We start from the raw sequence: 24,644 nt of genomic DNA, 5'->3' as shown, positions 1-24,644 counted from the left end.
AATGCTATTTTAGCATAAAGGCAGACGCTTAACTGACCTGTATCGCCAGTGCTTTCTGCACCGCAGGACGCGCATTCAGGCGTTCGATATATTTGGCCACTTCCGGATAATCTTCCAGATTGATCTGCTGCCAGTCATGTCGCAATAACCACGGAAATATGGCCATATCGGCAATCGAATATTCGCCAGCGACATAATCCTGCCCGACCAGCTGCTTGTTTAAAACCCCATACAGACGTTTGCTTTCATTAACATAGCGCTCTGTGGCATAGGCAATCCGCTCCGGTGCAAAACGGCTAAAGTGATGATTCTGTCCAAGCATTGGCCCCAAACCGCCCATTTGCCACATCAACCATTGTTCTACTTCAATCCGTTTTAGCTCATCCGCTGGATAGAACATGCCGGTTTTACGGCCCAGATACTGCAAAATTGCGCCCGACTCAAAGATTGAAATCGGCTGGCCATTCGGCCCATCCTGATCGACAATTGCCGGGATTTTATTGTTCGGAGAAATAGCCAGAAAGTCAGACTGGAACTGGTCATTTTCCAGAATATTAATCGGGAAAATCTGATATTTCAGCCCCATTTCTTCCAAGGCAATGCTAATTTTATGGCCATTGGGAGTGCCCCAATAATATAAATCGATCATTTTTTTAATACTCCCTGCACTGCAGGCTGTGCGATGATGTATTCAACATAGAGGATTCAGCAAGAAACAACAAGCCCATCGCTATAAATTATTTTTATATAAATATCATTAACTTAACATAAATCTAAATATTTTTTTATTTTTTATCTTGAAAATTTTCACAGCAGACACATATTTATTTTTGCATAAGGATTGCCTCAATCTTATGTACTGTCGATGTCTGACATGACAGATCTTGTTTTTATAACTTTGCTTAATCGAGAAGGTTCTAATCATGAGTAACTTAAATCTTCATCCATTATTTCGTCGCAGCATCGGTTTTGACCGCCTGAATGACTTTATTGATTATGCCATGCAAAGCGATGCGCCGAATTATCCTCCTTATAATATCGAAAAGCATGGCGAGAATAATTATCGCATCGTGGTCGCAACTGCGGGCTTCCGTCAGGAAGAACTCGACATTCGTCTGGAAAATAAGTTATTGACCATCCTAGGCAAGCCTGAAAATCAGAGCAATGAGAGTATCGAATTCCTGCACAAAGGCATTGCACGACGTGCATTTAAATTGTCTTTGCGTCTGGATGAGTATATTGAGGTACAACAGGCAGACTACGAAAATGGTCTATTGATCATTGACTTGCAACGCATTATTCCAGAGGAGAAATTGCCGCGTCAAATTCCGATTGGCAATAAACTGCTCATTGAAAATAGTGAAAAATCAGTGGAATAATTCAGGTTAAAGCACAAAGAGAGGCCCGAAAGGGCCTTTCTTTTTGGCTCCAGATTACCTAAGCTCATTCAGGCAATACGCTTTCTGATCATAAAAATAAACCATGAATGCGCCAGAAAACATCCTATTTCATCAAGCTAGCCCCATCATGCGCGCTATGGGATATATACTGTTTTGTTATCCGGCTGGAATATTCAGTATTTTTTATTTCAGCAGTGCGCGTAGCAATTCCAGCTTTATTCAAGGTCTGTTATTTTTATGGCAAGAGTCTCCTGGCTTTTATGTTTATATAGGTGGCTTTGTTGGTCTTTCGCTGCTGATGCTGGGAACCAAACTGAAAATCACCTCACACGCCATTTATTATACTTTGGCCGGTTTCCGCATCAGCATGTGCTTAAAACGACATACGGTGCAATATAGTTTTCTGAATCCGCGCTATGCTTCTCTCAAAGCACACCTCAAACGCTGGCTCTATAACATGCCAGCGCATGTCATCAGTCAACGCGATGGCACTCTGGATTTTAGCTTATGCCAGCCCCATCTCATCAATAAAATATACCTGGGTTTTTTCCGGATTCAACTGTCGATGTTTTCCCGGCAACAGGCACAGCAGATTATGCAGGCGATACAAAGCTCGTGGAATTTCAGACCCTAACTATTGCCTGACTCAGCTGATAAATTTGCTCTCAGAACAATGTTTTTGATCAAGCTGATCAAACATGAAAGACAAAAAAGCCCTGCGATTGCAGGGCTTTTTTGATGAATGAGTGCTTACTTTTTCTTTTTAGGACCAAGCAGCATACCCATTTGACGACCTTCCATTTTCGGCATCTGTTCTACAGTACCGAATTCAGTCACGTCAGCTTCAATTTTTTGCAATTGAGCTAGACCCAGCTGCTGGTGCGCCATTTCGCGACCACGGAAACGAAGGGTGATTTTCACCTTGTTACCTTCTTCAAGGAACTTGATGATTGCACGTAATTTTACGTTGTAATCACCAACATCAGTACCCGGGCGTAGCTTGATTTCTTTCACCTGGACTTGATGTTGTTTTTTCTTCGCTTCTTTCTGCTTTTGTTTAAGATCAAACAAATGCTTGTTGAAGTCCATGATCTTACATACTGGTGGCTCGGCATTGGCTACGATCTCAACCAGATCAAGCTCAACACTTTCTGCTGCGCGTAGGGCTTCAGCTAAGCTTACAATCCCTTTTTGCTCACCATTTTCGTCTACAAGACGGACTTCTTTCGCACGAATTTCATCATTCAAGGCAGGACGGTTTGATTTGTTACCGCCCTGTTGATTACGGTCAGGCTGTTTAATCGCTGTTACTCCACAATGTACCGGCCGCGTTCGGCAACGGCTGCTTTTACTAGGTCAACGAAAGCATCGATTGACATAGTACCCAAATTTTTTCCTGAGCGGGTACGTACGTTGACTGTACCTTCCTCGACTTCACGGTCCCCAAGTACCAGTAAGTAAGGAATACGCTCTAATGTACGTTCACGAATCTTAAAGCCGATTTTCTCATTTCTCAAGTCAGAAATTGCACGGATACCGTTTTCTTTAAGTTTTGCGACGACTGACTCACATGCTTCCGCCTGAGAGTCGGTAATATTCATCACACATGCTTGTGTTGGTGCCAACCAAGGTGGCATAAACCCTGCATAGTGCTCAATCAGTATACCAATAAAACGCTCGAAACTGCCAAGAATTGCACGATGTAACATTACGGGCTGATCACGGTCGTTATCTTCCGTTACATAAGACGCATCTAAACGTTCCGGCAAGTTAAAGTCACACTGAATAGTACCACACTGCCAAACACGGCCCAGGCAGTCTTTCAGAGAGAATTCAATCTTCGGACCATAGAAAGCACCTTCGCCCGGCTGAAGTTCCCAATCAAGACCCGCAGCATCTAAAGCATCGGCCAGAGATTTCTCTGCCATGTCCCAAAGCTTGTCATCACCGACACGTTTTTCAGGACGCGTTGACAGTTTCATTTGTACTTCTTCGAAGCCAAAATCTTTGTATACATCCAGTGTCAATTCGATAAAGTCTGCAACTTCAGGCCCGATCTGCTCTTTAGTACAGAAGATATGCGCATCATCTTGGGTAAAGCCACGTACACGCATAATGCCGTGTAAAGAACCTGATGGTTCGTTACGGTGACATGAACCGAATTCTGCCAGACGTACCGGAAGATCACGGTAAGATTTTAAACCCTGATTGAACACTTGTACGTGACAAGGGCAGTTCATTGGTTTAACGGCATAGTTACGGTTTTCAGAATGCGTGGTGAACATGTTGTCTGCATAGTTGGCAGCATGTCCTGATTTTTCCCACAGCGTAAAATCGACCACTTGCGGGGTACGGATTTCTTCATAACCGTTGTCTTGCTGAACTTTACGCATGTATTGTTCAAGTACCTGGTAAATCGTCCAGCCGTTCGGATGCCAGAACACCATACCTGGTGCTTCTTCTTGCATATGGAACAGATCAAGTGCTTTACCAATTTTACGGTGATCGCGTTTTTCTGCTTCTTCAATACGTTTTACATACGCCGTAAGCTGTTTCTTGTCAGCCCAGGCTGTACCATAAATACGTTGTAACTGTTCATTCTTCGCATCACCGCGCCAGTAAGCACCAGAGATTTTAGTCAGTTTGAACGATTTCAGGAATTTGGTATTTGGAACGTGCGGACCACGGCACATATCCAGATAGTCCTGATGGTAGTACAAGCCCATTTGCGTTTCTTCAGGCATGTCTGCAATCAGGCGTAATTTGTATTCTTCGCCACGCGCTGTGAATTCTGCAATCACTTCATCACGCGGAGTCATTTTTTTCACAACATCATAGTCCTGATCGATGAGCTTTTTCATACGCTCTTCGATGGCTGCCATGTCGTCTAATGTAAATGGACGCGGCATCCAGATGTCATAGTAGAAACCTTCTTCAATGACCGGACCAATGACCATCTTTGCTTCTGGGAACAGTTGCTTGACCGCATGGCCAACCAGATGCGCACAAGAGTGACGAATAATTTCGACACCGGCCTCGTCTTTCGGCGTAATAATTTGTAAGGTTGCATCTTCAGTGATGAGATCAGACGCATCCACTAAACGATCGTTAACACGACCCGCAACGGTATTTTTTGCAAGACCAGGACCAATGCTCAGAGCAACGTCCATCACAGATACGGCTTGATCAAACTGTTTTTGATCGCCATTTGGCAAAGTGATAATTGGCATAAGAAATCCTTAAGGAGTGATGCCCCGTACCATGGAGCATATCACCGCGAGATTATGATCGAGGCACAGCCTCAAAAGATAAAAACGGTGGATAAATAAAATCGATTCGAATTTTACACGGCTTGGCCGCATGATTAAACCTTTTCCCCAATAAAAATAAGATTTATAAGCAAAAGCGTAGCTGATTTTAGAAAAGCTTCAGCTCATTTTTTAGATCAGGATTTTGTTATTCCCTGAAAGTCTGCCACTCATTCAATGTTCCTTGGTAATACACATAGAGCCGGGCAAATTGCGGAATGATGGCTTCACTCTGTGTCGGCCTTAAAAACACATAATCATCGACCTGAATATCACACTGTGCAGGCACCTGTAGCATTTCCTGATTGCTACTGCGGCCATATAACAGATGTGGCCGGCTTTGTTCCGGATAGACATAATCTGCCTGCCAATAGCCACCGTAGATAAACAGCGCTTTATGCCGGTGTGGCAGATGCTTGAGCAGTTCCAGACCCGGAAGCTGGCTATAAGGCAATACTTTTAAAATCGGTGTGGCAATCCAGAGCGCACATTTTAAAGCGGATAAATTGTCCAGATCAAAATCACTGGGTTTGAGCAGCAGCGAGCCAAAAGCCAGATCATTACAGACACTTTGCTGGCAATGCTGCATAAAACTTGGACTGCCACCGCCGTTAAAGCACAGCTCCTCATGCCATAAGTCGGGGAAGTGCTGCTGGAGAATAGTCTGGTATTGTTGATAAGTCTGCTGCGATTGCTGATAGCTTTTTGCGGGACTTTTCAGTATTTTCGGCAATTTTGCCACATGCGCATCATAGCCCATCAGTCCAGAAAATCTGAGAGCGTCGGGATGTTGCCGAATAAATTTGAGTAACGCGATCAATTGTTGCTGGCTACTCACCCCACCGCGATGCAATCCGACATCAATTTCAATATTTACGTTCAGGCAGAGATTCAAGCTTTGCGCGAGTTTCAGATATTGCTTTAGCCGTTCCAGATCATCAATCAGCCATTGAATCTTGGCTTGACCATTCAAAGCATTGTGTTCAGGTAAGTTTTGATAAAAGCGCTGCAGCGCATGAACCGGCATCGGTTTACCCAGCAAAATATCGGCTTGCGGAAATAACCTCATTATTTCCACAATATGCGGCAGATGAAACAGCATAAAGCGCTGGGTATGCAGTTTTTCACTGGCCAGTTGCAGCAACTGTGAACTGGCCAAGGATTTTACCACCAGACGTGGCTGCAACCGGGCCGGAATTTTTGCCTGAACAATCTCCAGATTGTGTTGATATTGGGTCAGATCCAGAATCAGTTGCGGTGTGCCAGTTCCCTGCTGTTTTAAGTCGCATGTCAGTTGCTGAAAATACTTTGATTGCATCACCCGAGCCTCAGTTTCCAGATAAAAATAATTGTTTTAGATACGGATTCAGCCATTTTTGCTGTGGGTCCAGCTGCTGGCGCAATCTCATAAAATCATCCCATTTCGGGTAAAGGTCACGTAGCGAGGCAGTGGTCATGCAGTGCAATTTCCCCCAATGCGGCCGTCCCTGATATTTCTGTAAAATCGGCTCAACCAGCTCGAAGATAACCCGGTAATCCTGTTTATAAAACTGGTGAATCGAAATCGAAACTGAATCACGCTGATAAAAAGGACTTAGCCAAATCTCATCGCCTTTGACATAACGAAATTCGATTGGAAAGAACATCGGCACCTGATGTTTGCGTAAGGTATGTAGCACTTCGTCCAGACACTGCAAGCCTGCATCGACCGGCAGCTGATATTCCATTTCATTAAACCTGGTGTTGCGCGGAGTCGGAAAAATCCGGGATGACCAGTCTACAGAGCAGCTCGATTTGACAAAGAGGCCAAGCAGTTTTTGCAGATAGGGATTTGTCTTGGGAAATAGCCGCGTCAATTCAGAACATAACGTTAATAAAGTATCCTCCGAAGGCCAGCCCTCTTGCCTCGGCTGAATCTGATCATCCGTTTCATCCAGAGTTTTTAACATCACCTGATCGGCATATACAAAAGCCCAAAATTCGATATGCTGGTGCTGGTCTTTCCATTGCTCGATATTGGAAAACACATCTTTTAATGAACACAACCGAATCTGTTCTTTTAATTTGTAGCGTGGTCGATTTTGCAGGGTAATTTGGGTCAATATTCCCAGACTGCCCAGCGCCACACGTCCGGCCTGAAATATCTCGGTATTCTGTTGCTGATTACATTGCAACAGTTCGCCATCCGCAGTCAGTAATTCAAAACCTTGCACAAAAGCGGACAAACAGGGCAAACCAATTCCCGTACCATGTGTTCCAGTGGAAATCGACCCTGCCAGACTTTGCTGGTCGATATCGCCCTGATTGATTAAAGCCTGATTGATCGGAGCCAGATATTGGCTTAGTTCATATAAACGTGTACCGGCCTGTACAGTGCATTGAGTTTTTTCTCGATCAAAGACCAGCCTAGCTTTTAAATGATCGAGATGAAGCAATACCTCATCGGTTTTCGCCAAGGCACTAAAGGAATGCCCTGCACCGACTACACGAATGTGGTTATGGCTCTTGACCAGATGTTGTAATTCACTAATCTGACCAGGTTGAAAAATCTGAGGAGAACTGTACTGACTGCCGGACCAGTTTCGCCAGCTCCCCTGCGCTTGTAGTATTTTCATTATTATTTTCTGCTGCATATTATTTTAATAACTCAACTAGAGTAAAATAGCTAAAAAATCAAATATGGGAACCCATGCGTTCAAACCATTTCAATACTTTTAAATATTTTCCTTAATATTCAATAATTTAAAATTTATATCAATGTACTCGACTAAAGCATAAATGCAAGATTTCCAATAAATGCATATCTTTTCAACAGGATATTAAAATAACGATAGAACGGAGTTTAACCATGGTTAGCGCATACGATGAATTACCGCATACCCCCGCAAATTTTGTAGCATTATCACCTTTACGCTATCTTGACCGTGCCGCTTATATCTATCCAAATCAAAATGCGATCATCCACGGTCAGCGCCGTATTACCTGGCGTGAGAAATACAATCGCTGCCGTCAGTTTGCCAACCAGCTACAAAAATTAGGCATCGGTAAAAATGATACCGTGTCTGTCTTGCTGCCAAACGTCCCTGCCATGATTGAAGCACATTTTGCTGTACCGATGGCAGGCGCGGTCCTGAATACCTTAAATACCCGTCTGGATGCCAAAACCCTTGCCTTTATGCTGGAGCATGCTGAAAGCAAAGTCTTACTGGTCGATCCTGAATTTGCTGCACTTGCCACAGAAGCACTGGCACTGCTATCACAAGAAATTTATGTGATTGATGTGGCTGATACAGAGTTTGAGGGTGAAGACCAGCGTATTGGCCAAATTGAATATGAAGACTGGATTGCCCAGGGCGATGCCAACTTTGAATGGCATCTGCCTCAAGATGAATGGGATGCCATCAGCTTAAGTTACACCTCTGGAACCACCGGCAATCCCAAAGGTGTAGTTTACCATCACCGTGGTGCCTACATTAACGCAGCCAGTAATATCATTGCCTGTGGCATGACACCGCGAGCCACCTATCTATGGACGCTGCCGCTGTTCCACTGTAATGGCTGGTGCTTCGCCTGGACCATGGCGGCCAACGGCGGAACCAACGTCTGCTTGCGTAAAGTCGATGCTGAACTGATCTTCAAACTGATTGCTGAACATAAAGTCGATTATTTCTGTGGTGCACCGATTGTGCTGTCGATGCTGATCAATACCCCTGAAGATAAAAAGACTGTAATTGACCATCGGGTCGAAGTAATGGTAGCCGGTGCTGCACCACCGGCTGCAATTATTGAAGGCATGCGCAATATTGGCATTAATGTGACGCATGTGTATGGCTTGACTGAAACCTACGGTCCTTCTGCCCTGTGCGCGTCACAAGCCGGCTGGAGTGATCTGTCTATTCAGGAACAGGCGCAGCTGCATTCCCGGCAGGGCGTACCATATCCGCTCCAGGATGGCATGAAAGTGCTTGATCCGGAAACCATGCAGGAAGTTCCCCACGATGGCCAGAGCATGGGCGAGATCATGTTCCGAGGCAATATTGTGATGAAAGGCTATCTGAAAAATCCTGAAGCAACCGCAGAAGCCTTTGCCGGTGGCTGGTTCCATACCGGTGATCTGGCCGTGTGCCAACCGGATGGCTATGCCAAGATTACTGACCGCTCTAAAGACGTGATCATTTCCGGCGGGGAAAATATTTCCTCACTGGAGGTAGAAGAAGTGCTGTATCAGCATCCGGCCGTTTTAACGGCGGCTGTTGTAGCCAAACCGGATCCACGCTGGCAGGAAGTACCATGTGCCTTTCTTGAACTCAAAGCAGGACAAACTGCAACAGCAGAAGAGATTATAGAATTCTGCAAACAGCATCTGGCGCGTTTTAAAGTCCCTAAAGATGTCGTAATTAGCGAAATTCCAAAAACTTCGACTGGTAAATTGCAGAAATTCGTTTTACGTGAATGGGCCAAGGAACGCGCGCAAAGTGAGGTTTCTTAATTGCGTAACAGTCTGTTTTTTCAAAATCTATTTAATAAAAAATCGTGCTAAGAAAACTTAGCACGATTTTTTTACTCCCCCTCTCCAAACCTCTCCCATAGGGAGAGGCTTATAGAAAAAGTTACATCTCAACCATTTCCACGCCATCAATACGCGCTACAGTCATCAAGTCCTTATCACCACGACCTGAAACCGTCGCAATAATAATTTGATCCTTGTCCATGGTCGGTGCAAGTTTAGACACATAGGCCATCGCGTGTGCGCTTTCCAGTGCAGGAATAATCCCTTCAATCTTGGTCAAGTCACGGAAGCCTTGTAATGCTTCCTGGTCATTGATCGGTGCATATGTCACGCGATCCATATCTTTCAGGAAGCTATGCTCCGGTCCCACACCCGGATAGTCCAGACCGGCAGAAATCGAATGGGTTTCAATAATCTGCCCTTCTTTATCCGACATCAGGTAAGTCCGGTTGCCGTGTAATACACCCACATGTCCCGCATTGAGTGGTGCAGAGTGCTTACCCGTTTCAATACCTAAACCGGCAGCTTCGACACCGTACATTTTCACGTCCTGATCGTTCAGGAATGGATAGAACAGGCCCATTGCATTGGAGCCACCACCCACACAGGCAACTAATGCATCAGGAAGGCGGCCTGCCTGCTCCTGAATCTGGCGACGTGCTTCACGGCCAATAATCGACTGGAAATCACGAACCAGTTGCGGATATGGATGTGGACCTGCCACCGTACCAATCACATAATAAGTTGAATCGACATTGGTGACCCAGTCACGCATCGCTTCGTTCATGGCATCTTTTAAGGTTTTAGAGCCACTTTCTACCGGCACCACTGTCGCGCCTAACAAACGCATACGGTAGACGTTCATCGCCTGACGTTTCACATCGTCTGCGCCCATGAATACTACACATTCAAGCCCTAAACGTGCTGCGATGGTAGCAGTCGCCACACCATGCTGACCGGCACCCGTTTCAGCAATAATCCGTTTTTTACCGGAAAGCTTCGCCAGTAAGGCCTGACCAATCGTGTTGTTGATTTTGTGCGAACCGGTATGATTCAGGTCTTCACGTTTTAAATAAATCTGCGCACCACCCAACTCTTTCGACCATCGTTCAGCATGATATAAAGGACTCGGACGACCGACATAAAATGCCATGTCACGGTCAAATTCTGCCAGAAACTGCTCATCATCTTTCATACGGAAATAGAGCTTTTCCAAGTCTTCTAAAGCCGCCATAAGTGTTTCTGACACAAAACGACCGCCATGAATACCGAAATGCCCGCGTTCATCCGGGAATTGGGTATAGTCAACTGCCTGACTGTTCTGGCTAGTACTTTGCTGATCCACGATGGACTCCTTGCATAAAGCGTTCTATGAGTTGTTGGTCTTTAATACCTTTGGCGGACTCGACACCGCCACTCACATCCACGGCATAGGCCTGTGTGGTGAGAATTGCCTGTTCGATATTGTCAGGATTTAAACCGCCTGCCAAGATCAAGGGAATATTGAGTTTTGGAAATGTCTTCCAGTCAAAACTATGCCCCGTACCGCCTTTCAGCTCAGGATGCCAGGCATCTAGCAGCACTGCACTAGCACCTGCAACTTGATAACGCTGAATTTCCGCGACCACATCCAGATCAGGCTTGACCTGAATGGCCTTGTACCAACGGCGTCCGACCTGTTGAGCAATAGCCTGACATTGTTCCGGCGTTTCATCACCATGAAACTGCAGAACCTCAACAGGAACCGTTTGTAAAATATCCTGAATAGCATCAGCTGAATGATTCACAAAAAGTCCGACCACTTGCACATACGGTGGAATAGCTGGAACCAACTGGGCGGCGTGTTCTGCTGTGACAGACCGGGGACTCGGCGGATAAAACACGAATCCGATCGCGTCTGCACCTGCGTTCACCACAGCATGAACATCTTCAACTCGGGTGATTCCACAAATTTTGGCACGGGTTCGCATATTCTTCTGGCTCTACACCTAATAATGTATTGAACAATCTATAAGATTGGGGCAAATCATTGTAATGCAATTTTTCCGGCTTGCGTAAAGTTCATCCGGATTATTCTCGATGCAGATTGTGTCCAAGACACACAAACTTTATACTGCGCTCACCTTGCAACAAGCCAAAGCCTCCTGCTTTAGGGAAGCTGGTGTAAATCCAGCACTGCCCCCGCAACGGTAAAAAATGAAACGTATATCAAATGAATCTCTTCGGTTTACACCACTGCATCTTGATGTGGGAAGGTGGATATACAGCAAATCATTGAGTTTGCACATTTAAGTCCGGATACCTGCTTGTTGTGTTCTATCACTCAATCATTCACGGGGAAGTGAATGTATGGAGCATTTCATGTCTATTCAATTTCAACCTACTGCCTTGGTAGGTGCAATCGCGCTTGCGTTGGGTTTTACTTCATCTGTGCGTGCCGCTGAACAAAATATTCCTCAGGCATCTTTGGATACCATTGTGGTGACGGCGTCTTTATATGATCAACGCATTGATCAAGTCCCTGCACGGATTACGGTGATTGATGAAGCGGTCATCGATCAATCTCCTATTGCGACATTACCAGACTTATTAAAACGTGAAGCTGCGGCAAACGTTGTACAATCTGGCGGCTATGGACAACAATCTTCTATTTTTTTACGCGGGTCGAATTCAACCCAAACCTTATTATTACGTGATGGTGTGCGTTTAAATGGCGCGTCTTCCGGCGCTGCGCCGCTGGCTTTTCTAGACACTACAGACATTCAGCAAATTGAAGTTTTAAAAGGCCCTGCATCTTTACTCTATGGCACCGATGCCATTGGCGGTGTAATTCAATTAATTTCTAAAACACCCAAAAAAAATCAAGCTTTTGTTACCGGCGAATATGGCGAAAACAATACTTATAAAGCCATTGTCGGTGCTGATCTTTTTGAAAATGGAATCTATGCACAAGTTCGCGGACAGAGCTTAGAAACCGACGGTACTCCCATAAAAGATGCGCTTAATGCAAAAGATGCCAGTTCTCAACAAAAAGGAGTCAGCACTAAATTTGGTATTGAAAAAGAAAAATACACAGCGTCTCTCGACTATAGCCAAAATCAAGGCACCTCTGAATATGACAACTCCGGAACACTTACCAGTCAAGATTTCAAAAATGAAATCATTAACTTAAAAGGCTCTTTGCAGCTCAATGACGAGATTGAAATCAAGGCGCGTTTATCTCAATTCAATGAAGACCTCGATCAAAACCAATCTGCCGATTTCATTCATAACAAAACCAAACAAGCTGAACTGCACACAAAATGGCAATTTAGCCCTGCTCAGAATTTAATTTTAGGGGTTCAACATCAGAAAACCGAAGGTGATATTTTATCTTATGGAACGCCTTATGATGAATCTGTCGCGTCAACAGGCTACTTTGTGCAGCACCAATACCAATCTGAAGGAATAAATAGCCAAGTTGGCCTACGTATTGAAGACAATCAAAAATATGGCACCAATACTGTTGTCCAAGCAGGTTTACGTTATCAGCTACTTCCGCTTACGAGCATCTATACCAATATTGGCACAGCCTTCAGGGCACCAAATTTAAATGAGCTGTATGGCTGGGGCGGCAATCCGGACTTAGCCCCTGAAAAAAGTAGCTCTTATGAAATAGGGCTCGATCAAAAATTAAATTATGGTTTAAGTACAGGCTTATCCCTTTATCAAACGACTGTAAAAGACCTGATCGACTCAACAGATAGAACAGGTTATGCATTTCAAAATATCGATGAAGCAGATTTTAATGGGGCTGAATTCTATTTAAAATGGCAGCAAGACGCACTGTATAGTCAGCTTTCTTATAATTATGTTAAAGCTGAAAATAAAACTACACAAGAAATGTTAAGCCGCCGCCCGCAGCATAAAGCTTCATGGACTACAGGCTGGGAAAATCAGCAATACGGCGCTTCAGCTACATTAACAGCCGTAAGCCATGCTGATAACAGTGCTTATGATGACATACGTCTTCCTGGATATTTAACAGCAGATCTACATGCATATTATCAAGTCCTGCCTTTTGCGCGGATATTTGCCAATATTCAAAATGTGGGTGACGTAAATTATAAAGCCGCTTATGGTTCTGGCAGTTACTTCATTGATAGCGGCCGTCTCGCTTCTGCCGGTGTCACCTTCAGATACTAAGTTCAGCCTTTTAGACATACTGTTGGGATCATGTCATGGCTATGGCATGATTCTTTTTAGATTCAGCATTTAGAAATTTCAAGGAACTCACATGGGTCACCGTTTAAGTAAAATATATACCCGCACAGGCGATTCAGGCACCACAGGTCTGGGGGATGGTTCACGTGTTGCCAAAGATGATTTACGTATTGATGCACTCGGTGATGTCGATGAACTGAATGCGGTGCTCGGGATACTGCGTGCACAGATTTCTGCCAGCAATATTCAAGATAAAGCGTCATGGGACAAATCTTTAAGCCTGATTCAGCACTGGTTATTCGATTTAGGCGGCGAAGTCTGCATTCCTGGTTTTAATCTGGTACAGCCCCTATCAGTTGATTTCCTGGAAAAGGAGATCGACCGGATGAATGAAGCCTTGCCAATGCTCAAAGATTTTATTCTGCCGGCAGGCACACTGGTCTGCAGTTTTGCCCATCAGGCACGTGCGGTGTGTCGCCGTGCCGAACGCAGCGTGATGTCCGTCCACTCTCGTGACCAGAATATTCAGGCGGCATCCCTACAACTCCTGAACCGATTATCCGACTGGCTATTTGTGGCCTCGCGTACTTTGCAACGTGCTGAAGGCGGTTCCGAAGTGCTGTGGCAAAAAAATATCAATGACAGCATCGAAAAGTAAAATTATATTTCAGTTTAAGATCTGAAAATACGCGTCAGATGTATCTTGATTTTACAGTACATCTGACGACAATAAGCCTTATCATCTTTTTGTCACATAGCCTGCATACAATGAAATCATATTCTCAATTTATGGGCACGATATGCGCATAATTGGTCATCGTGGTGCACGTGGCGAAGCTCCTGAAAACACGCTTGGCGGCTTTCAATATATTCAAGAGATTGGGATTCGTGCAGTCGAGTTTGATGTCCGTCAGCTCAAAGACAATGCATTAATCATCATGCATGATGATGACTTTGTCCGAACCACAGGCCTGCAAAAACCCTTATATGAATGTAATTGTCAGGATCTGGCGCAATATAACCATGCAGTAAGCTGGTCAGACTGGAATAAAGTTGAAGCCACTCCCCTCTTAAATCAAACCTTAAATGTCGTTCGAGATTTTGACCATATTGAAGTTGAAATTAAAAGTGTCGATTCTGAAGCAGCAGCCGAAAAAATTGCCCTGGAAGTAGAACAACAACTACAAGGCTATGAACAGGCTGCCATCATTACCAGTTTTGATGCCAAAATCCTGCAGGCCTTCAAACAACACAACTCCCGACTGAAACGCGGCTTATTGATTGAAACTGATGTGAAATATCAGGCCATTGATCAGGCACTGGAACTGGGTTGCTGTCATATTGGCTGGATGAATGAACTGGCCAGCAAAGATCTGATTCAGGCCACTCACGCTGCTGAACTGAATATCAGTGTCTGGACCGTAAATGATGTGACCCGGGCCAAACAGCTGCGCGACTGGGGAATTCAGGGGCTGATTACCGATTATCCAAAACTGATGCTACAACAACTCTAAAAATCTTTCATGCTGAATCAATTCGACTATTTTCAGGACAATCCAGTTCTGTTAGCACGACCTTGAAGTCGTGTGCCAGTTTTAAATGGATTCAACTTGAATGTTAAATTAATTTTCCAAGAGATATATTCTGCAAATTTCCTGACAATATTGTAGAAATTATGAACATTTAAACCCCCACAGTTTAGCTATATTCAATATTTTAAAAGCCTGATAATCCTCAGTGACTTAGCCGGAAATCAGCGCTGGTCTGGCTGATAAAATGGTAGTTCTTGCCCTACTTATTCTGTTACTGACAAGTACAATACAACCGTACAATAAAGCTAGTGATGCCCTAGGGCACATGCTAATATGAACAAGATAGCCTGCTGTTAAAACGAACAGTAGTTTCTACTTTTTGTTATACCTTCCGAGGTTCTAGGAGTGCTGTTGGAGATGAATGCTCCCTTACCCAAAGCCCCCATCAACTGGATTGCTGTATTCGCATTGGTTTTTTTACCGATTGTGGCGCTGATTGCAATTCCATTGTATGCGTATCACCATGATTTTAGCGCTGCCGCCTGGATCAGCATGTTTGTTTTACTGGGCGTAAGCAGCCTCGGCATTACAGCAGGATACCATCGCTTGTGGGCACACCGTGCTTATGAAGCCACTTTACCATTAAAAATCATCTTAATGCTTATGGGTACATTTGCTGTACAGAACAGTATTTTGTTCTGGGCATCTGGCCATCGTACCCATCACCGTCATGTCGATGATGTTGATCAAGACCCGTACTCGATTAATAAAGGTTTCTGGTATGCACATATCGGCTGGATGTTACGTGACTATCCATCCGGTACAGCGAACTATAAAAATGCGCCAGATCTGTTAAAAGACAAGGTGGTAATGTTTCAGGATAAATACTACATTCCTTTAGTAATCGCCGTGCATGCTGCAATTTTGCTTCCAATCGGCTGGGCTGTAGGTGATGTCTGGGGCGTATTGCTGCTGGGTGGATTAATGCGTTTAATCCTGAGCCATCATGTAACCTTCTTTATCAACTCACTGTGTCATATGTGGGGCCATCGTCCTTATACCGACGAAAATACTGCACGTGACAACTTTGTGCTTGCGATTGCAACCTGGGGTGAGGGTTATCATAACTACCACCACATTTTCCAGTACGATTACCGTAATGGCGTGAAATGGTGGCAATATGACCCAACCAAATGGCTGATCTGGACCTGCTCTAAACTTGGTCTGGCAAAAAACTTGCGCCGTATTCCAAGCTTTAATATCAAAAAAGCGGAACTGGCCATGAAGTTTAAATATGCTGAACAGGATCTTGCAGTATATGGCCATGACGTTTCTGAAGATATTTCAACGGTGAAAACCAAGATTGCCCAGGAATATGATGCCTTTACCCAAACTTTAAATGACTGGGCGAAGTTGAAAGAACAGGAAATTCAGGTGAAAAAAGCCTCTATGGCAGAAAAAATTCACCAGATGGATGACAAACTGAAAGTTGAATTTCAGCTGGTTGAACAGCGCCTGTCCCATCATCGTCAAACCCTGAATTTACTGGTTCGTAATTTGAAAAAATCTACAGTTTCCCAGTAAAATCCATTCGATATTAAAGCCCCGATCAGGGGCTTTTTTATGTCTGAAAGATAACTTGAATTCTCGTTTATACAACAGTTTTACACATGCATCTTTGCTATAGTCAATCTATTCCAAGCCTGTACTGAGTGCCATGTATTTTAACTCTCGTTATCAAACGCTTCCTGCTGCCCTTTATCATCATCAAGTTCCGCGTCCCTTAACAGGCGCAAAAGCCGGGCATTTTAATGCTGCTTTGGCAGAACAATTGCAATGGTCAGATGAAGACAAGGCACAATGGGTCGAGATTTGTAGTGGCCAGAAAATCTTTGCTGAGTTTGAACCCTTGGCCATGGTCTATGCCGGCCATCAGTTTGGTCAATGGGCCGGGCAGCTCGGTGATGGACGTGGTCTGTTAATTGCACAGATTCTGGATCAGGATAATCAGACCATCGACCTGCATTTAAAAGGTGCCGGTGCCACGCCTTATTCACGCATGGGCGATGGCCGCGCTGTGTTGCGTTCGGTAATTCGTGAATATCTGGCCGGTCATGCTTTAAATGCTCTGGGTGTTGCTTCGAGTAATGCAGTCGGCTTTACCTCATCAACCCAAGGTATCCAGCGTGAAAAGCTTGAGCCTGGTGCGATGATGCTACGCACTTCAGACTGCCACATCCGTCTCGGGCATTTTGAATGGATCAACCAATACCAGCCAGATCTGTTGGCGGAATTCACCCAGAAATGTATGGAATGGCATTATCCAGAATGTCTGCAAACCAAACAGCCTATTCTCAGTTTTGCGGCACAGGTGATTCAGCGTACTGCGGTAATGATTGCCAAATGGCAACTGACTGGTTTTGCTCATGGCGTGATGAATACCGACAACCTGAACATTAGCGGTTCAACGCTGGATTTCGGCCCTTATGGCTTTATGGAACGCTTCCGCCCTAACTGGATCAACAACCATTCCGACTATCAGGGACGTTATACCTATCAGCAACAGCCAAGTATTGCTCACTGGAACCTGTGGATGTGGCTGAATAATCTGGTTCCCCTCTGCCCTGCAGACTATGATAAGGAACAATGGAAACAGGATTTAGCCGGCTGTCTGGAACATTATGAGCCGACCTTTTTGGAGCACTATAAACATGGTTTAAACCAGAAAATGGGATTGCCAAGTTTTCATAAAGATAGTTTTGATTGCGCCACGGCTTTTTTACGTATTCTGCAAAGCGAGCAACTGGATTACACCCAGAGTTTTATCCGTCTGCAAAATAAAGAATATGAAACAATCAAAGATGATTGTCTGGATCGCCGTCAGTTTGAAGCCTTTCTGGCGCAATATGAAACCATTCGTGAACACCAGGATATAGAAGAACGGGATGCCGCCATGCATTTGGCCAATCCGCATTATATTCTGCGTAATCACATGGCACAGAAAGCGATTGAACTGGCAGAGCGGGATGACTTTTCCGAAGTGGATCGTTTGTTTAAGTTATTAAGTACGCCATTTACTAAGCAACCTGAGCTTGAACGTGCTGAAGATTTAGCACCATTGCCAACTGATGTCCCGGAAGTGATGGTGAGCTGTTCTTCTTAATTTATTCACATCACGAATAAAAACTGTGGATAATTTAGCCATTATCCACAGTCTAAAAATACATTACCTTCTAAATGCATCATAATTTTGAGTGTTTTGCCTAACACCCATTATATTAAATAGATAAAAATTTAATGGAAACTTCATGTTTATAAGAGAGAAAACTTTTATTAATTATTATTAAAAATTATAAAAGCCTAAAATATGCATTCTCATAAATTATGTATTGTGATTAAAAATGGAATTAGAGACGATTCTAATCACATTAGGCTTTTTTGCCTTTTGTGGTGGTCTAATTGATGCTGCTGTAGGTGGAGGTGGGTTAGTCCAATTACCTGCCCTATTGCATGCTTTACCACAATATAGTCTCGCAACTGTCTTCGGAACAAATAAAGTTGCTGCATTGGCTGGAACATTTTCATCTATTTTTACCTATGTAAAAAAAATAAAAATTGTTTGGATACTGATGCTACCAACGATGGTTTCAGCATTTATTTTTGCTTTTGTTGGAGCAATGTCCGTTGCTTATATTCCTAAAGAGTTAATGCAGTATATTGTCTTTATTTTATTGATTGTTATCGCGCTTTATACATTCATGAAAAAGGATTTTGGCAAGATCCATACCACCATACAGTGCGGTAAAAAAGAGATTTTATTAGGCATATTATTTGGTGGATTGATTGGTTTCTATGACGGAATATTTGGACCAGGAACGGGTAGCTTTTTAATTTTTTTGTTTGTTAAGATTTTTGCTTTTGATTTCTTAAACGCTTCAGCATCGGCGAAACTGGTAAATTTAGGTACTATCAGCGCATCACTCCTATTTTTTGTTCCGTCTGGAAATGTTTTATGGCTGATAGGAGTGGTTCTTGCAGTTTGTAATATTACAGGCTCTCTTGTGGGGACGATGTTAGCTCTGCGCTATGGAAGCAGCTTTATTAGAGTATTTTTTCTTATCCTACTAGTCTTTTTAATTGGTCGTATGGGAATGTCTATCTTCTTTCCTCATTAAATATTTCTAAAATTAACGCAATGCACATCATACGCAATCATATATTTTTATTAATATAATTCAGAATCTTAACTGCAACTTTAAGACACTCTTACCATTAATGAGGTTTATTCGTGATTTTCACCGGTTCACCTTCACTGATTAAGCAATGTTCCACGAGTTTGTCTAGCTAAAATTAATTTCAAAGTATAAAAAAAGCGAACCACTCGGTTCGCTTTTTCATTGTAATACTCAATCAATCTTCAGGATATTCAAAACGGTAACCAACCCCATACACCGCCTGAATCCACTCATGACGGTTGCCAGTTTCCGCAGCATCGGAAATCTTGCGGCGCAGGTTTTTGATATGACTGTCAATGACCCGGTCTGCGACATCAAAACTGTCCGGATTGATATGATCCAGCAATTGCGCACGTGAATAAACCTGTCCGACATGCTCCAGGAATAATTCCAGTAAACGGAATTCAGTCGGGGTCAGGTTCAAGGCCTTTTGTTGATACCAGATCCGCTGTTGGGATTTATCCATACGGAACAGGTCATTACTTTCCGGTTCTGATTTACGGTCCAGACGACGTAACACAGCCTGTACCCGTGCCACCAGTTCCTTCGGACTAAACGGCTTACAGATATAATCATCTGCTCCCATATTCAGACCCAAAACACGGTCAATCTCTTCAGTACGCGCGGTCACCATAATGATTGGCAAGTCTGACTGTTCACGCACTTTACGGCAAATGGTCAGACCGTCCATACGTGGCACCATCAGGTCCAAAATCATCAGACTCGGTTTACGCTGGGTAAAACTGTTATATGCTTCCTGTCCATCATGAAACATACTGACCTCAAAACCAGCAGCTTCCAGATAGTCTCGCACCAACTGTGCAAGTTCGATTTCATCTTCAACCAGCATGACATGTTTCATCAATATATTTCCTTTATGGTTTCATTTGTTTAGGAAAGCTCAGTTTGCATCGTAAACCACCGAGTGGTGAATGTGCAAAGCTTAAGCTGCCACCCAGCGCCTGAGTAATTTTACATGATAATGCCAAACCGAGGCCGGTTCCGCCAGTGGCCCGGGTTCGTGAATCATCGACACGATAGAAACGCTCGCCAATGCGCGCCAATTGCTCATCGGTCAGGCCAAATGGACTGTCATCGACATATAAGCTCCATTCTTTCTCATCCTGCGTGGTGTGAATATGTACCTGCCCACCTGCTTCAGTATAGCGAATACTGTTACTGAGCAAGTTCGCCACAATCTGTTTAAAACGGTCCAGATCCAGGTTTAATTCAGTGCCCTCACCATCCACACTCACTGTCAGTTCAGCCTGATCAAATTTCGGCTGGAAGTTGATCAGCTCCTGCTGTACCACTTCCCACGGATTCACCGTCGAGAAATAGAATTGTAATTGCTGGGCATCGGCCTGTGCCAGCGCAGCCAGATCCTGGGTCAGTTTTTTCAGACTGGTGACTTGCGCCAGCATGGAAGCAAAATGTTCAGGGGTCGGTTTACGAATCCCGTCCTGCATCGCTTCAATCTGCGCCTGTAATACTGCAAGCGGAGTTTTTAACTCGTGCGAGGTATCTGCTACCCATTGACGGCGTGAGGTTTCATGCTGATCCAGAATCACAGCCAAGGCATTTAATTCATTGGATAAATCACCCAGTTCATCATTGCGGTTTACTTTGACCTGATACTGATAATTTCCCTGGGTCAGGGCCCGGGTTCCATTCAGCAGACGTTGAATCGGCTTTTTGAAATAAGTCGCCAATAACAAGGAGGCGATCAGACTGGCCAAAATGCTTAAGGCATACACCAGAAATAAATAACGCTTCTGGTTACTGAAGAAATTAATACTGAGGGCATCATCCTGATCCAGCACTGGCTTTAAACCCAAATAGCCGACAACCTGTTCTTTGACCATAATCGGGCGATAGGAAATCTGCTCATCTGAAGCCTCGCCCACCACAAAACGACGCTTGGCATCATACAGGGACAGGCGTGAACTGAGACCGAGACGGTCCGGCATCTGAATAAACTGCTTCTTGCCAGTCGGCTGCTGTGCCGCCTGCTCACCATTTTTACGGTCGGTTCTAAACAGATTCTGGTTGGAACTGAGCGGGAATTTGAGGCCTTCAAAGGGCTGAAACTGGGAGGGCAAATTGGAAGCCAGTACACGTAACTCTTCTTCATTGACCTGACGCGCTGGCAAAGCCGGATCGACCATACTCGGTGCTACCTGAGCCAGGGTCTGTTCCTGAAAATAACGTTGCTGCAAGGCAATATCATACTGACGGCGCAACCACCAGCGTGATAAACGGTCATAATCGTCCGGGGCGGCCTCCCCTTCCATTTGCAGGATCTGGGCCTGAATCGCATTGCCCCAGTCATGATATACCGCATAGACATCGGCCAGATTTTCAATCACATAATCCAGCTTCTGCATTTCCACATCGGCAACATAACGGGCAAAATTACGCTGCATGTTCAGATGCAGTACACCCAGACTCACTGTGGTAATGACCAGTGTGGTCAACAGTACGGTCAGAAACAGACGTAATGCAATCGGAATACGGCGAATGTTCAAAACAGAAATCTCAATTTTTCTTCTATATTCATTATTGTAGCGAACATGGCCTCAAAAAACTCTTCATTGTTTCTACATCTTTATTGTTTAATCTTTACCTGACATAAAATCAGGTTCTTGACGGGAATAAATACAATGCAGACCATGACAAAAATAGCCTTAATCAGCGCAGGTGTTCTCTCTATGGGAGCTTTGACTGCCTGTCAATCTACCAGCAATGTCCCAAGCAATGATCATTCATCGATGATGAAACATCATGAAGGTAAAAAACAGCATCTTACAGCGGAACAGCGTGAGCAGTTTAAGGCGAAACATGCGGAACGTATGCAGTTTGCCAAACAGGTACAACAAGCCTGCGACAACAAGGCTGCTGGTTCAGCGGTTCAAATCAAGGCAGGCGATAAAACCATTGCGGGTAGCTGCAATATGGTCTTTAAAGCCGATCGTAAAGACATGCAAGGCAAACGCGGCGAACACCGTAGTATGAAAGGCGAACATCGCCCGATGCGTGCCGATGTCCGTGGCGGTATAATGCGTGGTGAACCCTTAACTGATGTAAAACGTGCGGAACTGACCAAACAGTTTGACCAACGTCTGGCTCAGCGTCAGGCACAACAACAGGCAATGCTGCAAGCATGCCAGGGCAAGAAAAATGGCACTGCTGCACAGATCAAGGTAGGCGAACAGACGGTCAATGGTAAATGTCTGGTTCGTTTCCAGCCTAAAGCATCTGCCTATTAATGCATAGGAATCAATGCGTCACAATCAGCACCTTCGGGTGCTTTTTTATTGCGGGCTATTTGGCCTCGATAGTTGACTATTCGTATCATAAAAAATACACCTAAAGTCTTTATACTTAATGTGTTTAATACGTCATATATATTAATCTTTGACTTTACAGTCACCAAGAAATCGCCCTGAAAAGCTTGTACCGCAGGGGAAGATGCTGCAGGATTAGAATCATTCCAAACCGTGTCAGTGAAGATACGTTTTTAGTTCATCTAAGATTATAACGCTGGTTAAACCAGTATTGAGGAAACCGATATGCCACAATACAAAGCGCCTTTACGTGATATGCAATTTGTGTTGCATGAATTATTAAATGCTGAACAACACTATGCAAATCTCCCTGCATTCCAAGAAAACGTAAGCCGTGAGCTGGTAGATCAGTACTTAGAGGCTGCGGCTGACTTCTGTGAAAACGAATTATCTCCAATTAACCAGGTCGGCGACCGTGAAGGTTGTACCTGGAACGACGGCGTTGTTACCACGCCAACAGGCTTCAAAGAAGCTTATCAAAAATATATCGAACTGGGCTTCCCTTCACTTTCTGCTGAAGAACAGTATGGCGGTCAAGGCTTGCCGAACTCTTTAGGTATCACGATTTCTGAAATGGTCGGTACTGCGAACTGGGCATGGGGCATGTACCCTGGCCTGTCTCATGGTGCGGTTCGTACTTTGGAACACCACGGTTCAGCTGAACAAAAAGATGCTTACCTGCCTAAACTGGTTTCAGGTGAATGGACCGGTACCATGTGCCTGACTGAATCGCATGCCGGTTCTGACCTGGGTATCATCCGTACCAAAGCCGAGCCTCAAGCGGACGGTAGCTATGCTATTTCTGGCGAGAAAATCTTTATCTCTGCTGGTGAACACGACATGGCTGAAAACATCATCCATATCGTACTGGCACGTTTACCGGGCGCACCGAAAGGCACCAAAGGCATTTCATTATTCATCGTGCCGAAATTCAACCTGAATGCTGACGGCTCGGTTGGCGAACGTAACGGTGTACGTTGTGGTTCAATCGAACACAAAATGGGTATTCATGGCAATGCGACCTGTGTCATCAACTTTGATAACGCAAAAGGCTTCCTGATTGGCCCTGAAAACCGTGGTCTGAACTGCATGTTCACGTTCATGAACACCGCACGTATCGGTACGGCAGTACAAGGTCTGGCAGCATCTGAAGGATCGTTCCAGGGTGCGCTGGCTTATGCCAAAGACCGTTTGGCGATGCGTTCACTGTCTGGTCCTAAGAGCCCGGACAAGGAAGCAGATCCAATCATTGTGCACCCAGCTGTACGTAACATGCTGCTAACCCAGAAAGCATATGCTGAAGCGGGTCGTGCCCTGGTTTACATGTTGGCGCAATATGCTGACGTGGTTGAACATGCTACAGAAGAAGCCGATCGTAAATTTGCAGACAACATCCTGTCATTGCTGACACCAATCGCGAAAGCATTCCTGACTGAAACCGGTTCTGAAGCTGCGAAACATGGTGTACAGATATTCGGTGGTCATGGCTTTATTTCTGAGCATGGCATGGAGCAGATTGTACGTGATACACGTATCGCCTGTTTGTACGAGGGTACTACCGAAATTCAGGCACTGGATTTGTTAGGCCGTAAAGTATTGGGTACTCAAGGTGCAATGTTGAAAGACTTCACCAAGATCATCCACAAATTTGCTGAAGCGCACAAAGACAATGCGGCAATGAAAGAATTCGTTGAGCCATTGGCAGCCTTGAACAAGGAATGGGGCGACCTGACCATGCAAATTGGTATGCGTGCGATGCAAAACCCTGAAGAGGTGGGTGCGGCAGCGGTCGATTACCTGTACTTCTCTGGTTATGTCACGCTGGCTTACCTCTGGGCGCGCATGGCATTGGTTGCTCAAGAGCAACTGGCGGCCGGCACCACAGAAGTTGACTTCTACAATGCCAAAGTGACTACTGCACGTTTCTACTTCAAGAAAATCCTGCCACGCGTTCGTTCACACGTTGAAGTGATCGCGACAGGTGTAGAGCCACTGATGAACCTGGATGCAGAACATTTTGCATTCTAAGTTAGGCTCAGACTAACGGCATCACAGAAAAAGGACGGTCAATGAACAGGCAGTCCTTTTTCTTTATAAAGCCTTACAGAA

The 24,644-nt window shown here is 44.6% G+C and carries 20 protein-coding genes and 1 riboswitch; of the genes, 11 read left to right on the top strand and 9 right to left on the bottom strand.

Annotated elements, in window-relative coordinates:
* Window positions 1–28: 28 nt before the first annotated feature.
* On the bottom strand, window positions 29–649 hold the full coding sequence (locus AC3IT7_RS02510; protein ID WP_489249284.1) for a glutathione S-transferase family protein: 621 nt from the start codon (window positions 647–649) through the stop codon (window positions 29–31).
* Window positions 650–923: 274 nt separating this feature from the next.
* Between AC3IT7_RS02510 and AC3IT7_RS02505 the strand changes: the two genes are divergently transcribed.
* Both AC3IT7_RS02505 and AC3IT7_RS02500 read left to right on the top strand, forming a co-directional pair.
* Window positions 924–1,379 carry an Hsp20 family protein gene (locus AC3IT7_RS02505; protein WP_489249283.1) on the top strand — a complete coding sequence of 152 codons (456 nt, stop codon included), beginning with the start codon at window positions 924–926 and terminating at the stop codon, window positions 1,377–1,379.
* 103 nt (window positions 1,380–1,482) lie between these two features.
* A complete protein-coding gene (locus AC3IT7_RS02500; protein ID WP_489249282.1) occupies window positions 1,483–2,034 on the top strand; it encodes a hypothetical protein in 552 nt (183 codons plus the stop codon).
* 116 nt (window positions 2,035–2,150) lie between these two features.
* On the opposite strand, the gene infC is transcribed toward AC3IT7_RS02500, so the two are convergent.
* From infC to AC3IT7_RS02480, 4 genes are all read right to left on the bottom strand, one after another.
* Window positions 2,151–2,702 (bottom strand): translation initiation factor IF-3, encoded by a 552-nt coding sequence (infC, locus tag AC3IT7_RS02495; RefSeq protein ID WP_475653891.1) that lies wholly within the window; start codon window positions 2,700–2,702, stop codon window positions 2,151–2,153.
* 5 nt (window positions 2,703–2,707) lie between these two features.
* Window positions 2,708–4,630, bottom strand: a complete 1,923-nt coding sequence (thrS, locus tag AC3IT7_RS02490) for a threonine--tRNA ligase (protein WP_489249281.1) — start codon at window positions 4,628–4,630, stop codon at window positions 2,708–2,710.
* A gap of 226 nt (window positions 4,631–4,856) precedes the next feature.
* The gene (locus AC3IT7_RS02485) at window positions 4,857–6,026 is read right to left on the bottom strand and encodes an alanine racemase (RefSeq protein ID WP_489249280.1); all 1,170 of its coding nucleotides are present in this window, start codon (window positions 6,024–6,026) and stop codon (window positions 4,857–4,859) included.
* A gap of 10 nt (window positions 6,027–6,036) precedes the next feature.
* Window positions 6,037–7,323 carry a D-arabinono-1,4-lactone oxidase gene (locus tag AC3IT7_RS02480; protein ID WP_489249279.1) on the bottom strand — a complete coding sequence of 429 codons (1,287 nt, stop codon included), beginning with the start codon at window positions 7,321–7,323 and terminating at the stop codon, window positions 6,037–6,039.
* A gap of 233 nt (window positions 7,324–7,556) precedes the next feature.
* Here AC3IT7_RS02480 and AC3IT7_RS02475 point away from each other — a divergent pair, with 233 nt between their 5' ends.
* Window positions 7,557–9,197, top strand: a complete 1,641-nt coding sequence (locus tag AC3IT7_RS02475) for an acyl-CoA synthetase (protein ID WP_489249278.1) — start codon at window positions 7,557–7,559, stop codon at window positions 9,195–9,197.
* 121 nt (window positions 9,198–9,318) lie between these two features.
* Here AC3IT7_RS02475 and trpB read toward each other — a convergent pair whose 3' ends face one another.
* Window positions 9,319–10,563, bottom strand: a complete 1,245-nt coding sequence (trpB, locus tag AC3IT7_RS02470) for a tryptophan synthase subunit beta (protein ID WP_489249277.1) — start codon at window positions 10,561–10,563, stop codon at window positions 9,319–9,321.
* The gene (locus AC3IT7_RS02465; protein ID WP_489249276.1) at window positions 10,544–11,188 is read right to left on the bottom strand and encodes a phosphoribosylanthranilate isomerase; all 645 of its coding nucleotides are present in this window, start codon (window positions 11,186–11,188) and stop codon (window positions 10,544–10,546) included. Before AC3IT7_RS02465 ends, trpB begins: the two co-directional genes overlap by 20 nt.
* Before the next feature lie 144 nt (window positions 11,189–11,332).
* Window positions 11,333–11,542, top strand: a riboswitch (cobalamin riboswitch).
* 37 nt (window positions 11,543–11,579) lie between these two features.
* On the opposite strand from AC3IT7_RS02465, the gene AC3IT7_RS02460 reads away from it, so the two are divergent.
* The 6 genes from AC3IT7_RS02460 to AC3IT7_RS02435 all read left to right on the top strand — a co-directional run bounded on the left by AC3IT7_RS02460 (window position 11,580) and on the right by AC3IT7_RS02435 (window position 19,128).
* Window positions 11,580–13,403: a TonB-dependent receptor plug domain-containing protein gene (locus AC3IT7_RS02460; protein ID WP_489249275.1), complete on the top strand. Its 1,824-nt coding sequence runs from the start codon at window positions 11,580–11,582 to the stop codon at window positions 13,401–13,403.
* 91 nt (window positions 13,404–13,494) lie between these two features.
* Window positions 13,495–14,079 (top strand): cob(I)yrinic acid a,c-diamide adenosyltransferase, encoded by a 585-nt coding sequence (locus AC3IT7_RS02455; protein ID WP_475654628.1) that lies wholly within the window; start codon window positions 13,495–13,497, stop codon window positions 14,077–14,079.
* A gap of 142 nt (window positions 14,080–14,221) precedes the next feature.
* Complete coding sequence (locus AC3IT7_RS02450; RefSeq protein WP_489249274.1) at window positions 14,222–14,935, top strand: glycerophosphodiester phosphodiesterase; 714 nt, start codon at window positions 14,222–14,224, stop codon at window positions 14,933–14,935.
* A 435-nt stretch (window positions 14,936–15,370) separates the two neighbouring features.
* Window positions 15,371–16,537, top strand: a complete 1,167-nt coding sequence (locus tag AC3IT7_RS02445; RefSeq protein WP_489249273.1) for an acyl-CoA desaturase — start codon at window positions 15,371–15,373, stop codon at window positions 16,535–16,537.
* 133 nt (window positions 16,538–16,670) lie between these two features.
* Window positions 16,671–18,116 carry a protein adenylyltransferase SelO gene (locus AC3IT7_RS02440; RefSeq protein WP_489249272.1) on the top strand — a complete coding sequence of 482 codons (1,446 nt, stop codon included), beginning with the start codon at window positions 16,671–16,673 and terminating at the stop codon, window positions 18,114–18,116.
* Between the two features lie 238 nt (window positions 18,117–18,354).
* Window positions 18,355–19,128, top strand: coding sequence for a sulfite exporter TauE/SafE family protein (locus AC3IT7_RS02435; protein ID WP_489249271.1), 774 nt, complete (start codon window positions 18,355–18,357; stop codon window positions 19,126–19,128).
* A 235-nt stretch (window positions 19,129–19,363) separates the two neighbouring features.
* Here the strand turns inward: AC3IT7_RS02435 and AC3IT7_RS02430 are convergent, their stop codons facing one another.
* Window positions 19,364–20,050: a response regulator gene (locus AC3IT7_RS02430; protein WP_286412975.1), complete on the bottom strand. Its 687-nt coding sequence runs from the start codon at window positions 20,048–20,050 to the stop codon at window positions 19,364–19,366.
* 13 nt (window positions 20,051–20,063) lie between these two features.
* Window positions 20,064–21,716, bottom strand: coding sequence for a sensor histidine kinase efflux regulator BaeS (gene baeS, locus AC3IT7_RS02425; RefSeq protein ID WP_489249270.1), 1,653 nt, complete (start codon window positions 21,714–21,716; stop codon window positions 20,064–20,066).
* 135 nt (window positions 21,717–21,851) lie between these two features.
* On the opposite strand from baeS, the gene AC3IT7_RS02420 reads away from it, so the two are divergent.
* Entirely contained in the window at window positions 21,852–22,457 is a 606-nt protein-coding gene (locus tag AC3IT7_RS02420; RefSeq protein ID WP_489249269.1) for a hypothetical protein, read from the top strand.
* A 303-nt stretch (window positions 22,458–22,760) separates the two neighbouring features.
* Window positions 22,761–24,563: an acyl-CoA dehydrogenase C-terminal domain-containing protein gene (locus AC3IT7_RS02415; RefSeq protein ID WP_489249268.1), complete on the top strand. Its 1,803-nt coding sequence runs from the start codon at window positions 22,761–22,763 to the stop codon at window positions 24,561–24,563.
* The last annotated feature ends 81 nt before the right edge of the window (window positions 24,564–24,644 follow it).

This window comes from Acinetobacter sp. KH_038, from assembly GCF_057839405.1.
This window is presented reverse-complemented; position numbering and strand designations above follow the sequence as displayed.